This is a genomic window from Bradyrhizobium xenonodulans (genome assembly GCF_027594865.1).
Classification (GTDB): Bacteria; Pseudomonadota; Alphaproteobacteria; order Rhizobiales; family Xanthobacteraceae; genus Bradyrhizobium; species Bradyrhizobium xenonodulans.
On record NZ_CP089391.1, the window covers coordinates 497,850 to 511,190 of the forward strand.

The following is a 13,341-nucleotide window of genomic DNA, read 5'->3' on the forward strand; positions in this document are numbered from 1 at the left end:
TGCGGCTCCGATGATTTCAATCGGATCCTAGCCGAAGACGCGCAGGCCCGCCATCATGATGCGGAATGATTGTCTTGCCGCGGACGCACGCCGCCCGAACGATGAGTTGCAGGCGGCGAAGTCGGTGTCGTCAGTCAGTGATGGTGATGACGCCAGTTGCCGCGTCCCCGATACCAGCCGTAGTGATGTCCGCGATTGCCATGCCAGCCGCCGTGATGGCCGTGACCATGGCCATGGCCGCCACGGACCTGGATGATCGCTTCATCCTGACCGGTGGCCGGGGGCGCGATGCCCAATCGTGCCGAAGCCGGCGCGGACAGTGCGATCGTCGCGATCAATGCCGTCGCCGCGGCCAGTGCTGAAAATTTCATTGTCGGTCCCTCTCGCTGCTCGTCTGATCCCGGATCGCGCCACGATCGGGGTGGCGCTTCAACGGGAAAAATCGGCAATCGTTCCCGGCGGCGGGAATGATACAGGGGATGCGGGGCCAGCTAAGCCGCCGCAGCCTGCGCCGACAACAATTGCTTCAGCTTCGCCGCGGGCACGGCCGGGCTGAACAGCCAGCCCTGCATCTGGCTGCATCCGAGCCGCCGCAGCACCTCGCGCTGGGCTTCGGTCTCGACGCCTTCGGCCGTCGTCGCCATGTGGCGAGCGGCGGCCATGTGCACTACGGCCTGAACGATCGGTGAGGAATCCTCAGACTGACCGATATCGCTGATGAAGCTGCGGTCGATCTTGATCTTGTCGAAGGGGAAGCGGTGCAGATAGCTCAGCGATGAATAGCCGGTGCCGAAATCGTCGAGCGCGATGCGCACGCCGAGCTCGCGCAGCTGCTGGAGGACAGTCAGCGCCTCCTCGTCGTCGCGGATCAGGACGGTCTCGGTGATCTCGAGCTCGAGCCGTCCCGGCGTCAGCCCTGATTCCGCCAGCGCGGCTGCGACCTTGAGCGCCAGCGTCCGCGAGCGGAACTGCACCGGCGAGACGTTGACCGCGATATGGATCTGGCCAGGCCAGCTTGCTGCTTCGGTACAGGCCTGTTTCAACACCCATTCGCCGATCTCGCCGATCAAGCCCGTCTCCTCCGCAACCGGAATGAAGTCGGCCGGCGAGATCATGCCGCGCTCGGGATGGCGCCAGCGCAGCAGCGCCTCGCAGCCGGTCACCACATTGGCGGCCAGATCGACCAGCGGCTGGTAATGCACCTCGAATTCGCCGCGGACCAGCGCCTGGCGCAAATCGAGTTCGAGCTGGCGGCGCAGCCGTGCCTTGGCGTCGTATTCGGGCACGAAGACGCGGAAGGTGCGGCGCCCTTCCGACTTTGCTGCATACATCGCAAGATCGGCGCGCTTGAGCAGGTCGTCGAGATTGTCGCCATGATCGGGCGCGATCGCGATGCCGATGCTGGCGTCGGTCGGGATCTCCTGGCCCTTGCAGTCCACGGGCGTGCGGAGCGCCTTGAGGATGTTTTCTGCCAGCGCGGTCAGCTCGCTCGGGTCGCTCATGCCGGCCTTGACGATGGCGAATTCGTCGCCGCCGAGCCGCGCGACGAGATCGTTGCCGCTGACGCAGGCGCGCAGGCGGTTCGCCACCTGGCGCAACAACTCGTCGCCGACCTCGTGGCCGAGCGAATCGTTGACGCCCTTGAACTCGTCGACGTCGATATAGAGGATCGCGAACGGCTTGCCCTCGGCGAGCTCCGCCACCCGGCGCTCCAGATGGCCGCGCATCAGCACGCGGTTGGGCAGGTCGGTCAGCGCGTCGTAATGCGCCATATGCGCGATGCGCTCGTCGGCGCGGATACGCTCGGTGACGTCGTCATGGGTGGCGAGCCAGCCGCCGCCGGCGGCGGGCTGGTTCTTGATCTCGATCAGGCGGCCGTCGGCCGTCTCGATGATGGCACTGTGCGTCTGCCCGACGCTGTCCAGAATGCCGTCGCAGTAAGTGTCAACGTCGCCGTGGAACGAGCCGGTCTCGAAGCGATGCTGGATCACGTCGCGGAAATAGGCGCCGGGCTTCACCAATTCGGCCGACAGCCCGTACATCCCGATGTAACGGCTGTTACAGACGATCAGCCGCTGGTCCTGGTCGAACATCAGCAAGCCCTGCGTCATCGTGTTCATCGCCGTGTCGAGCCGCTGCTTCTCGACCGAGAGCCGCTGCGTCATCTGGCGGAAGATCAGGAACAGCGTCAGCACGAGCAGGCCGATCGACAGCACGGCGACGGTGACGAAGAATTTCGTCTGCGTGCGCCAGGTCGCGAGCGTGGCGTCCAGCGACTTGGTCGCGACCACGACCAGCGGCTCGCCGGTCAGCATGCGCGAGGCGACGATGCGGTCCTTGCCGTCGATCGGGCTCGCGAGCTGCGTCGTGACGAAGGTGCGCTCGAACACCGCCATCTGTTCCGGCGTGCCCTTGCGGTAGTTTTGCCCGATCATCGCATCGACATGCGGAATGCGCGCGAGCAGCTGGCCGTTCTGATGGTGCATCGCGACCGAGGATTCCTCGCCGAGCCCGGCCGAGGCGAAGAAGGCTTCGAGCTGTTCGGGCGAAATCGCCCGCGATACGATGCCGAAGAACTCGCCATGCGGACCGGTGACACGCCGCGCGAACACGATCGCAGGCCCGTTGCCGATCCGGCCGCTCACGACCTCGACCTCTTCCTGCGAGGCCGGATCATTCTTGAGACGCTTGAAATAGCCGCGGTCGGCGACGGTGACGTCGGCGACCGGCCAGCGCCGCGAGGAGTTGATCAGCACGCCGTCAGCATCGAATACATTGGCGCCGGCGACGTCGGACCAGCCGCTGGCTTTTGCGCGCAGCACCTCGTGCATCGCAAGCGTGGCCATCTCGCTGCGGAACACATCGGCGGATTCGATGCCATGGCTTTCGAGTTCCGCGATGACGCTCTTCTGGAGCACCGCAAAGGCCTCGAATTCGCGGTCGAAATGCCGGGCGAGCAGGCGCACGGAGTTTTCCAGGCTGTCACGGCCGCTTTCGATGGCATTCTGGCGGAAGCGGTCGACGGTGAGCGCGGTGCCGATGGCCATCGCGACCATCAGCACGACGCCGCCGGCGATCAGCCACGTCAGCGGTGCGCCCTGCCAACGGCGGAGCAACGCGCGCATGCGCGTGGTCCATCGAATTGATGTGCCCATCCAGCCCTCCCGTGGGATGCAAGATGCAGCAAAACCGACAAGACCGGGTTACCAGTGAAGGTTAGGAGAGTATGAATTGGAGCGGAATCAGGGAGTTGGTTCCCGGGCCGCCGGCGCTCACCGCCGGATTTCCCACCTCAAGGCTTCCGCATTTCCCTTCACGAACATCGCCGGCACGTCAAACGTCCCGGTCTTGAGGTCATAGCGGCAGCGCCAGTCGGCCAGTCCCTTCACGGCGACGTTCTTCGGATGCTTGTCCATGGCGCCCGAGAGCGAGATCACGAGGTAGCGGTTGTCGGGCCATTTCACGCCGAGGCCGCGATAGGCCTCTTCGGTGCCTTTCACGAGATTGGCCGAGATGTGGTAGTCGAGCTTCATCTTCTTCGTGTCCGGCCGGCCGTGGAAATAGGCCCAGGCGAGGTCGCTCAGCGAGGTCCTGGTCGCGCTCGCGAAGGCGCCGTTCTCGACGTGGTAGAGAAACAGATCCTGCGCGCCGGAGCCGGTCTTCTGCATCCGCACCAGCCATTGCGAGTCGTTGGTGAAGCGGAAGCCGGCGCCATAGCCCTGCTCCGGCTTCAGCTCCGTCATCTGCTCGCCGTGCCGCGCCCAGACCTGCCATTTGACGCCGAAAAGGTCTTCACTGTCCTTCATGTACTGCTCGAGCCGGGTAGCGCCGTCCGGCGAGGTGAAGGCGAGATCGGCATCGTCGGTAAGGATGAACCCCGGCGGCGGCCCCGATGCGGCGAGTGCGGGGGAGGCTGCGAGCACAAGGGCAAGCGCCAGCCATGGCGCGCGGCGGCAAAATGCGTTCACGGAAAAAATCCCTAAAAATACTGCGCTGCGGTCTCGCTCATTTGACGCCGACGGGGCCGCACCGGTTCACCGGAACGGCGAGGCACTCATCCTATCGAACGTCTTGCTGCCGTGGCCAAATCGGCGCAACGTGCCGGCCTCGGCCAATTTGCGACCCAAGGCTCGTTTGATCTAAGGCTCGTTTCAAGGCTCGTTGAGGTTCGTTTCCGATGATGACCGCTTCCAAAGCCTTCATTGCATTCTGTCTGCTCGCATTGGCCGGCACCGTGCTAGTGATCGGGCCCACCGAGTTGCGCCGCCTGCTGCCGGGCGGCGCGCAGACCGACATCGTGGCGGCCGCGAAGCCGGAGGCCAAACCTGACGCCAAGGTCGAAGCGAAAGCCGAGTCCAAGCCCCTGTCCAAGCCAGACACCCGGCCGGACGAGCCGAAGCTTGCCGCCAGCACGCCGCCGGCGCCGTCCGCGGCTCCGGTTCCCGCGCCGAAGGCCGATGCGCTGGCCGAGACGCAGAAGGAGGTCAATGCGCTGGCCGATCTCGCGCCGGTCAAGCCGCCGGCGGCCGTGGCGGACACCGGTCCCCGTTTCGACGTCGCCCGCGTCGACGATCATGGCGAGGCCGCGGTGATCGCAGGTCAGGCCGCGCCCGGTGCCAAGGTCGAGCTGCTGCGCGACGGCAAGCCGCTTTATTCGGTGGTGGCCGATGCGTCGGGCCAGTTCGTGATGACCCCGCCGCAGCTTCCCGCCGGCTCCTATGAATTGACCCTGCGGGCGAAAGCGCCTGACGGCACCGTCACGCAGTCGGCTCGCACCATGCCGGTGACCGTCGCCGAAGCCGCGCCGCCGCCCGCACGCCCGCTGCCGGCCGCCCGGCAGGAGGCGAAGCAGGCCGAGAAACCGGACGACAAGTCGGATGTCGTGGCGTCCCTGCCGTCGCCGCGCCTGGCCTCGGCATCGGACAAGCCCGCCGCCCGGCCCCGACTGATGGGCGCGCCGAAGCCAAGGAGCACGTCAGGCGTCATGGCGCGGGCGCCCGCCGCACCGGCGGCCACGACGGTCGCATCGGCCTCGCCCGCGGAGGTCTTCAATGCCGCACCGGCGGAAGCAGGCGGTAACCGGGTCATCTCCCGCGGCGACAGCCTGTGGGCTCTCAGCCGGCTCGCTTACGGCGACGGCGCCCGCTACGCCGTGATCTTCAACGCCAACCGCAGCAAGATCCACAACCCCAATTTGATCTATCCCGGTCAGACTTTCGTGCTGCCGCAAAAGGCGCCGTGAGCGGTCTCTCCTCTCCCTCTGCCCGTTCTTACGGGGCCGCGACGAGCTTCGCTCGCGCTGAGAGGTAAGGAAGCCGCGCCGCGACGCTTTGCCCCCGGCAGCCCTCGGAACCTTTGGTTCCCCTGCGCGTCATCACGATGCGGCGCGGTGCGCGCTTGGCGCCGGAGGAGGACCAGGACGTGGTCAGCTCAGTGGTCAAACCGCTGGTCGGGTCAGCGATCATTCCGGGATCACGCATGGGACTGGCGCTGGCAGGCGCAGCCCTCGTTGCTCTGGCCGTGCTGCTGCCTGATAAAGCCGAGGCGCAGTTCGGAATGCGCGGCGGTCCGCTTGGCGTCGCACAATTTGCCGTGGGTCATGTCATCGGCATGTCGCGCCTGCGCCATAGCCGCATGGCGGCGCGCGGCAGCCGGTACCGCTCCGCTGCGTTGCGGGCGCAGGACCCGCGCGGTGCCGAGCGCGGCCAACCTTCCAACCCCACCATCCTGCGCGCGGCGCTTTCGGCGCAAGCTGCGCTGTCTGGCTGGCGTGGCGGCCGCCGCCCGCAGGGCTGGTGGCGCCATCCCGACGGCAGCTACGGCTGGGCCGGCCCGGTGTTCTGGCCGTTCGCGCATGACGAGCTCACCAATACCGTCGTCTACGGCGATACGACCGGCCTCTCGCTCTACGGCTATGGCGACATCTATGCCGCGATCTTCGCGCCCTATGCGGCCACCGAGCTTGCCGCCTACACCGCGCCGCAAGGCCGGCGCGCGCGCAAAATTCCGTCGGCACAGAACATCTGCGACGCCAGCGATCCCGCCGGCTTCCCGGTGGACCGCATCGCCGCCACTGTCCAGCCGAACGAATTGCAGCGCAGCGCACTCGACGATCTCAATGCCGCCTGGCTTGATGCCCGCGACAGCATCCGCGCGACCTGCCCGGAGCAGGCGCCCGCGACCGCATTGGAGCGCCTCGGCCTGATGCGCGAGCGCATCGAGGCCATGATCAAGGCAACGGACCGGGTCGCGCCGCCGCTGGCAAAGTTCGAAGGTCTCCTCGACAACAACCAGAAGACAAAGCTCGATGGCCTGGCCCGGGAGCGTCAAGCCGCGCTGGCAGCGGCTCAGCGCAAGGACGCGCAGGCGGCAAGCGCCTGTGCTGCGGACAGCGATCCCCGCTACGACGAAAAGCTGCAGCGCCAATATGAGCAGCTCGTGCAGCAGCAATGGCCCGCGGCCGACATCGCGTCCACGCTCAAGCTCGACGAGATCGCCCGCGCCCGCCTCGAGGTGCTTCAGGACACCACGCTGCGCACGATGGAGACGCTGAGCCCGTGCCCGTCCAAGGCGGCCGAGACACCGCAAGCCCGCCTCGCCGCCGTGAAGGCGCGGCTTCAGACGATGCTGCAAGCGGTGAGCGGCGTCACCGATGCGCTCGACGATTTCGAGGCCGACTTGAGCGACGAGCAGAAGGCCGGCTTCGAGGCGATTGGGCCGAAGCGCGGGGCGTGATCAGTAGCCCACGCGCGCTTCAATCTGCAATCCTAGCTGAAGAAATGCCCGCTGGATGCCAGCGAATAGGCCTGCCATTGATGATCGAGCACGATCGTCTCGTGGCTGCCATTGCTCTGGCTGATGTCGATCACGAGGTCGTTGGCGCCGCCGCGATGGGCGGTGACGTCGGCCGAATCCTTGACGAGATCGGCCAGCGCCGCCATCGACTTCACCACCGTGCCGGAGCCCAAACCCTCGCCGGTGTCGAGCACGGTCGCGGGATGCGCGCCGGATGAGGCGAAGGTGCCGGCCTCGTAGTCGTAGAGCACCAGCGCATCGCCCTTGTTGAAGTTGAGGTCGAACACCGTATCGGTGGCGCGCTGGCCGGCCGCCTGATCGGTGCCGTTGAAGCGGAACTGATCCGCGCCGGCGCCGGCGTAGAGCAGGTCGTTGCCGGCCCCGCCATTGAGCACGTCGGAATGCTGGCCGCCGATCAGGATGTCGTTGCCGCCCTTGCCGTCCAGGAAGCTGCCGACCGGGCTGAACAGCTTCGCGATCAGGAGATTGTTGCCGTCGGTGCCCTCGACGAGATTGTCGGCGATGGCGGTGATCTTGGTGCCGCCATTGCCGTCGGAGGACAGCTGGAAGTTCAGCCCCGAGGCATAGGCATGCGGATCGAGCTGGAGCGTGATCGTGCCGGACTTGCTGCCGGTGATGGTGAGGACGTTGTCGGCCGACAGCGTCGCCTGCGTGGCCTTGCCGATGCCGGCGAGGTCGATGGTGTCGCCGCCGCCGAAGCCTTCGATGGTGTTGTCGAGATGGCCGTGGTCCAGCGCCGCCCTGTCGATCTTCAGCGTCTGCGCGCCGTCCTCGAAAATGATCGCGCCGGTGCCGGCGGCATCGCGTGCGGCGAGTTCCAGCGTGCCGGCATGCAGCATGGTGCCGCCGCTGTAGCTGTTGCTCTGGCTGAGCACCGTGGTGCCGGTGCCGGCCTGGTCGAACGCGCCGCTGCCGGAGATCGCCGCGTTGAACACGAAGACGTCTGAATGGGTGGAGGCGAAGACGCCGTTGTCGGTTATGGCGCCGGTGAGCGAGCCGCCGTCGGCGATCGCGAGCCTGGCGCCGGTCTCGATGGTGATGCCGGAGGCGAAGCTCGCGGCATCGCTGACGCTCCAATTGCCGGCCTGCACGTCGAGCCGCTCGAAGTTCACCGTATGCGCCAGCGTGCCGGAGCCGGTGCCGAGCAGGTTGAACGTGTCGATGCCGTCGCCGCCGTCGATATCAGCGGTGAAGGTCGCGCCAATGTAGTCGTTCACGATGTCGTCGCCGCCGCCGAGCGCGATGCTGCCGTCGATGACGCCCTTGTTGGTGAGCGTGTCGGCATAGGCGTCGGTGATCGAGATCGCCTCGCCGTTGCCGCCGCGGATCGTGCCTTCGTTGTAAATCGTCGTCGGCGCGAAGGCGTTGCCGAGGTTGGAATCGTCGACCGTGATGGCGCGCTCGACGCTGGTGATCGTGCCGTAATTCGCAATGCTGCCGCCGCCGATGGTGATCGCTTCGGCGAGGATGCCGTCGCTGTGGCCCGTCGTCGTGATCGAACCGTAATTGGTCAGCGCGATGAGGCCGTCGACGTCGATGCCGTCGCCATCGCTGATGCCGTCCGCATGTCCGGTGATCAGACCGGCGTTGAGGATGGTCGTGGTGGTCGTGCTGGCGGTGTCCATGTTGATGCCGGAGCCGGCATCGCCGATGATGCTGCCGCCCGCATCGTTGCTGATCGCGATCGGCTGATCGCCGGTGATGCCGTGGCGGGTGCCCTCGATGGTGCCGCCCGCATGGTTGTTGACGACGCCACCGGCGTTGCCCTGGAAGTCGACGCCGTCATTGCTGTCGCCGGCCACGCCGCCGCCGAAGATCTTGCCGTAATTGTCGATCACCATGTTGACGCCGCCGCGGATCGCATCCGCATCCGCCGTCTTGATCACGCCGGTCGCCTGGTTGGTGAGGTGAATGGTGCCGCTGGTCGAGACCAAATCGGTGAAATCGATCGCCTGGCCGTTGCTGGCGCCCGTTCCCGTCGACTGGATGGTGCCGGAATTGTCGACAATGATCGAATAGGTCGCGGACGTGGTCAGCGTCGCCGCCGTGATGCGCACCGCATCGCCCTGCGACTGGATCACGCCGTGCTGCGCGTTATCCAGCGTGAACGAGGTGATGTTCGAGAGGTTCGACGTGTTCAGATTGATCGCGCGGCTGGCCGACACGGTCGCGTCGATCAGCCCGTCATTGCTGATGGTGATGATGCCGGCGCCGGGGCGGATCGCATCATTGCCGGAGGCGCCGATCACGGCGCCGGTGTGATTGGTGATGTTGATCTCCTCGCTCGCCGAGACGATCGCGGCGAAGTCGAGCGCCTGCCCGCTGGTGCCGGCGACGATGTTGCCGTTCGCATCCACCGTGCCTGAGACGAGGATGCCGGAATTGTCGACAGTAATGGTGCCGGTGGTGAGCGCCGTGTTGATGCGGAACGCATCGTCGGCTGCGATCAACTTCGCGCCGGCTTCATTGGTGAAGGTGAAATTGCCCGTCGTGAACGAGCCCTTGGTGTCGATGCCGCGATTCGTCGCAATGAGGGTTCCGGCGTTGTCGATCACGACGGTCTGCCCGGCCGCGCCGCCGGTCCAGCTGATGTCGGTGGTGGAGGACAGCGTGCCGCCCGCCTCGATGGTGCCGGTATCGGTGTTGCCGACGGTCTTCGCGGACGTGACTGTGGAGCCGCTTGCCACGGTGAAAGAAGCCATGATTCCCCCTGACGTGCCCTGGACATGCGGCGCCGGTCCGGCGCCGTGAAAATGCGTGTGGGACGAGAGCGGTATCGGGAGGAGATGACGGTGGGATGACGCGTTGTGGATCGCGCGCGGTGCTTCCGGCGCTATCCGCACGCCCAGTCGAATTTCATGTCCTTGAAGTCGAGCTGCGCATTGCCGGTGCCGAAATTGTAGCCGCCGAAATATTCCTCGAACTCGATGTAGAACGGGCTCATCTCGGGCACCGCCTGGCACGGCCGCATGGTGCCGCCGAGGTGGTTTTGGGCGTGATCCTTGGCCCAGTCGTGCACGCGGTAATTGTCGGTGGTCGGCACGCCGTCGAGAAAATAATAGTAGGACTGGTAGTCGCTCGGCACTTCGCGCGGGATGTGCGGGTCCTGCGGGGGCTTGCCGGCGTTGGGATCGGTCGCGCGCGGCGTCAAGGCGATCGCGAGGTTCTCCGCCAGATCGGCGCGCGGCGGCCTCGCGAACATCTCCTGCGCGAAGGACGGCGCGGACGCGAAGAAGGCGCTGGCGCCGCCGACGTCGAGCCAGCGCGGCCGCTCCGCCGTCGCCAGCGCAAGCGGCGCCGGCGGCACCGCGAACGCGCCCTCATATTCGGCTTTGGTCAGCAGCAGCGCGGCATATTCGTAATCGAGGATGTCGCTCATGCGGGAGAGACGCGGATGCGCCGACCGCGCCAGCACCGCCTCGCGAATCCCGGGCTCGTCAGTCGCGCCGCCGTCATTGTGATCGGCCGGGGTGGCAAAGAACGACACCGCGACGACGTCCTCGCCATGCACGCGATAGTCCTCCGGCAGCAGCAGCGTGAAACCGTGCATGAGCGGATAGCCGGTGACGGGATCGAGCGGCCATTGCTCGGATGTGATGCCCGGCGGCAGCCCATAGACCCAGCCGTGGTCGCGCGCCCGGTCGGCCGGGCGGTCCAGCATCTGCAGATCATAAGCACGCGAAGGCAAGGCAAACGCCACAGGTCGTCTCCATACGGATTATTGCCTCGACGCTTGAGGCGATGGTTGGTCGCGGTGAGGAGGGATGTGGTTCTCGGGGGAGGGGCGATGTTGCCATTCTGCCGGTGTTTTGCCCGACGTGTCAAAGCGCCAGCCTGCGCGGATTTTTGTACCCGCGTAAGTCATTGATCTCACAGCCCCCGCCTACTGTGCATGGGGTTGTTTTTCGACTTTTTTGTTTGGCTACCCGCGCCGCCGCGCGACCGAGGCATCCACCACGTTCTCCACCTCCTCGCGCCACGACAAAATCTCCATCGCCAGCACCGGGTGATTGAAACCCTTGAGCTGGAGATCATCGAGGGCGCGCGCCTCCACCCAGGGCTCGACGATGCCGTAGACGCGGCGGCTGACCACGATCTGGTTGGCCTTGGCTTCGCCGCAGAGGCGGGAGGCGAGGTTGGTGACGCTGCCGATCGCAGCGTATTCGAGCCGCTGCTCGAAGCCGACCTGGCCGAGCGTGGCATAGCCGACCGCAATGCCGATGCCGAAGCCGAGGCTGTGCCCGCGGTTGCGCCAGCGCTCGGTCAGCGGGCCGATGGTGTCGCGCATCTCCACCGCCATCCGCACGGCGCGCTGGGTGTGGTCCTCGAACTGGATCGGCGCGTTGAACAGGATCATCACGCCGTCGCCGGCATATTTGTCGAGCGTGCCCTCGTATTTGAAGATCAGCTTGCCGAGCGCGGCGTGATATTCACGCAGCACGTTCATCGCCTCTTCCGGCTCGGTCGCCTCCGTGAACGCGGTGAAGCCGCGCAGGTCGCAGAACACCACGGTCACTTCGCGGCGCTGGCTGGTGAGCAGCCCCTCGGGGCTGTCGGAGGAGGCGATCAGCTGCGCCACCTGCGGCGCCAGGAAACGCTCGAGCTTGCGGATGCGCTCGATCTCGCCGAGCTGCTTCTCGACGCGCTCCTCCAGCGAGCGGTTCCAGTTGCGCAGCTGCTCGGTCTGCTCCTGGAGCTTTGCCGCCTGCTGCTGCACGGTCTCGTGCGCAGCGGCGAGCTCGCGGCCCTTGTGGTCGACCTCGGTGAACAGCCGCGCATTGCGCATCGCCAGCACGGCCTGGTTGGCGAAGGTACGCATCAATCCGATGATGCTGCCGGCAAACTCGCCGCTGGCGCGGCGCAGCACCACCAGCGAGCCGAGCGTGCCCTGCTGGTCGACCAGCGGCACCACCAGCACCGAGTGGAAGCCGGCATCGACCGCGACGTCGCGCAGCGGCTGCTCGGCGGCGTGGTCGAGATCGGCAATCGCGATCGGCTCGCAACTCGCCGCGGCATCGCTCAGGATATTCGCACCTTCGTCGATCGTGACATGCGCGCCGTCGACCGATCTGTCGATGCCGTTGGATTCGACCAGGTTGAAGCGATGCTTTTCCGCGTCGTAGCCGTAGATCAGCACGGCGTCGGCATGGGTGATCTCGATCGCGCGCGCGGCGATAGTCGGCAGCACGGCGTTGAGGTCGAGCGAGGCGGCGACGGCGCGGCCGACCTCTTCCAGCACCTTCAGCTCGTTGATCGACTGCGCGAGATCGCGGGTGCGCTCGTCGACCTTGGTTTCGAGATTCGAGTAAGTCTCCTGGATCTGGCCGGCCATGCGGTTGAACTGGCCGGCGAGGTCTTCCAGCTCGTCGGAGGTGTGCACGTCGATGCGGTGGCTGAAATCGCCCTCGCCGAGCTTGTGCGCGCCGTCGCGCAGTGCCGTGATCGGGATGATCATGCGGCGGGCCAGCAGCGTGCCGGCGAGGATCGCGATCATCAGGCCCATCCCGATCAAGAGCGCGATGCGCACGAGCTGGTCGCGGATCGGCATCAGGGCCTGCGTGGTCGGCTGCTCGAACAGCACGCTCCAGCCGAGCTTCGGCACGGTGCTGGCGGCGCTCATCACCGCATGGCCGTTGAAGTCGGTGCCCGACGTGTCGGCCTCGCGGCCGGGCGCGATCGCAGCCGCGACCTGCGGCAGCTTCGACAGATCCTTGCCGACATCGGGCCCCTTCGACGAGGTCGCCAGCACGCGGCCGCGCGGATCGACCACATAGGCGAAGGCGGCCTTGCCGACCTGGGTATCGGACAGGAAGTCGGAGAGGAAGCTGAGATCGACCTCGGCCACGGTGACGCCGGCCTTGAAGCCGGAATGCGCCACCGAGATCGACATGAACGGCGTCTGGTCGGAGAACCAGGCCGGCGCATAGCTGACGCCGCGGGCGACCGTGTCGGTGAAGCGCATGTCGCGGGAGAGATCGGCATTGCTGCCGGTCGTGGTCGACTGCCGCGAGACCCGCAGCACCTCGCGGCCGTCGCCGTTGAGCTGGAACAGCTGGGAGACGACCGAGGCCTGTTGCAGCAGCTGGGCGTAGTCGGCGCGGCGCTTCTCGAGCGTGTCCCGGCTCGCCGTCGTCACCCAGCTGATCTGGCGCTCGATCTCGGAGATCGACTGCTCCATGCGCCGGGCGACGGCCTGCGCCTTGTCCTCCAGCCCGTCGGTCAGCTGTGTCCTGGTGGCGCGGTAGGAGATCCAGGTCTCCATCGCGCCGTTGACGGCGAGCACGAACACGACGAGGCCGACGAGGGAGACGACATATTTGGCGAACAGGCCCTCGCGCAGAAACCGTGTCTTGTCGTTCGCTCCTGCCATCCGGATCCTCTCGCGCCGCCATCGACGCCGGCGCTACGGGCCGTACCGGCCCTCGGCGTCTTCTACCACAATTTGGGGCAAGGGATCGTCAAGCGACCGTCCCGGGACCGGTAGACCGGCCGACGTGGTTACCCGCTGTGGACACTGGGTGAATT

At 66.4% G+C, this 13,341-nt stretch carries 8 protein-coding genes; 2 read left to right on the forward strand and 6 right to left on the reverse strand.

Annotated elements, in window-relative coordinates:
- Window positions 1-134 precede the first annotated feature (134 nt).
- The 3 genes from I3J27_RS02400 to I3J27_RS02410 form a co-directional block, all read right to left on the reverse strand.
- A complete protein-coding gene (locus I3J27_RS02400; RefSeq protein WP_270164805.1) occupies window positions 135-371 on the reverse strand; it encodes a hypothetical protein in 237 nt (78 codons plus the stop codon).
- 120 nt (window positions 372-491) lie between these two features.
- Window positions 492-3,155 carry a bifunctional diguanylate cyclase/phosphodiesterase gene (locus I3J27_RS02405; RefSeq protein ID WP_270164808.1) on the reverse strand — a complete coding sequence of 888 codons (2,664 nt, stop codon included), beginning with the start codon at window positions 3,153-3,155 and terminating at the stop codon, window positions 492-494.
- 117 nt (window positions 3,156-3,272) lie between these two features.
- Complete coding sequence (locus I3J27_RS02410; RefSeq protein ID WP_270164810.1) at window positions 3,273-3,968, reverse strand: hypothetical protein; 696 nt, start codon at window positions 3,966-3,968, stop codon at window positions 3,273-3,275.
- A gap of 209 nt (window positions 3,969-4,177) precedes the next feature.
- On the opposite strand from I3J27_RS02410, the gene I3J27_RS02415 reads away from it, so the two are divergent.
- Both I3J27_RS02415 and I3J27_RS02420 read left to right on the forward strand, forming a co-directional pair.
- Window positions 4,178-5,242, forward strand: a complete 1,065-nt coding sequence (locus I3J27_RS02415; RefSeq protein WP_270164812.1) for a LysM peptidoglycan-binding domain-containing protein — start codon at window positions 4,178-4,180, stop codon at window positions 5,240-5,242.
- Window positions 5,243-5,478: 236 nt separating this feature from the next.
- Window positions 5,479-6,735: a Spy/CpxP family protein refolding chaperone gene (locus I3J27_RS02420; RefSeq protein ID WP_270164814.1), complete on the forward strand. Its 1,257-nt coding sequence runs from the start codon at window positions 5,479-5,481 to the stop codon at window positions 6,733-6,735.
- Window positions 6,736-6,767: 32 nt separating this feature from the next.
- Here the strand turns inward: I3J27_RS02420 and I3J27_RS02425 are convergent, their stop codons facing one another.
- The 3 genes from I3J27_RS02425 to I3J27_RS02435 all read right to left on the reverse strand — a co-directional run bounded on the left by I3J27_RS02425 (window position 6,768) and on the right by I3J27_RS02435 (window position 13,186).
- Entirely contained in the window at window positions 6,768-9,518 is a 2,751-nt protein-coding gene (locus I3J27_RS02425) for a beta strand repeat-containing protein (protein WP_270164816.1), read from the reverse strand.
- A 131-nt stretch (window positions 9,519-9,649) separates the two neighbouring features.
- A complete protein-coding gene (locus tag I3J27_RS02430; RefSeq protein ID WP_270164818.1) occupies window positions 9,650-10,477 on the reverse strand; it encodes a hypothetical protein in 828 nt (275 codons plus the stop codon).
- A gap of 261 nt (window positions 10,478-10,738) precedes the next feature.
- Entirely contained in the window at window positions 10,739-13,186 is a 2,448-nt protein-coding gene (locus I3J27_RS02435; RefSeq protein WP_270164820.1) for an adenylate/guanylate cyclase domain-containing protein, read from the reverse strand.
- Window positions 13,187-13,341 lie beyond the last annotated feature (155 nt).

Bases quoted from the DNA above. Each gene is read 5' to 3' on its own strand.
- I3J27_RS02400 (WP_270164805.1), bottom strand. From the start codon at position 371: ATGAAATTTTCAGCACTGGCCGCGGCGACGGCATTGATCGCGACGATC.
- I3J27_RS02405 (WP_270164808.1), bottom strand. From the start codon at position 3,155: ATGGGCACATCAATTCGATGGACCACGCGCATGCGCGCGTTGCTCCGC.
- I3J27_RS02415 (WP_270164812.1), top strand. From the start codon at position 4,178: ATGATGACCGCTTCCAAAGCCTTCATTGCATTCTGTCTGCTCGCATTG.
- I3J27_RS02420 (WP_270164814.1), top strand. From the start codon at position 5,479: ATGGGACTGGCGCTGGCAGGCGCAGCCCTCGTTGCTCTGGCCGTGCTG.
- I3J27_RS02425 (WP_270164816.1), bottom strand. From the start codon at position 9,518: ATGGCTTCTTTCACCGTGGCAAGCGGCTCCACAGTCACGTCCGCGAAG.
- I3J27_RS02430 (WP_270164818.1), bottom strand. From the start codon at position 10,477: ATGCTGGACCGCCCGGCCGACCGGGCGCGCGACCACGGCTGGGTCTAT.
- I3J27_RS02435 (WP_270164820.1), bottom strand. From the start codon at position 13,186: ATGGCAGGAGCGAACGACAAGACACGGTTTCTGCGCGAGGGCCTGTTC.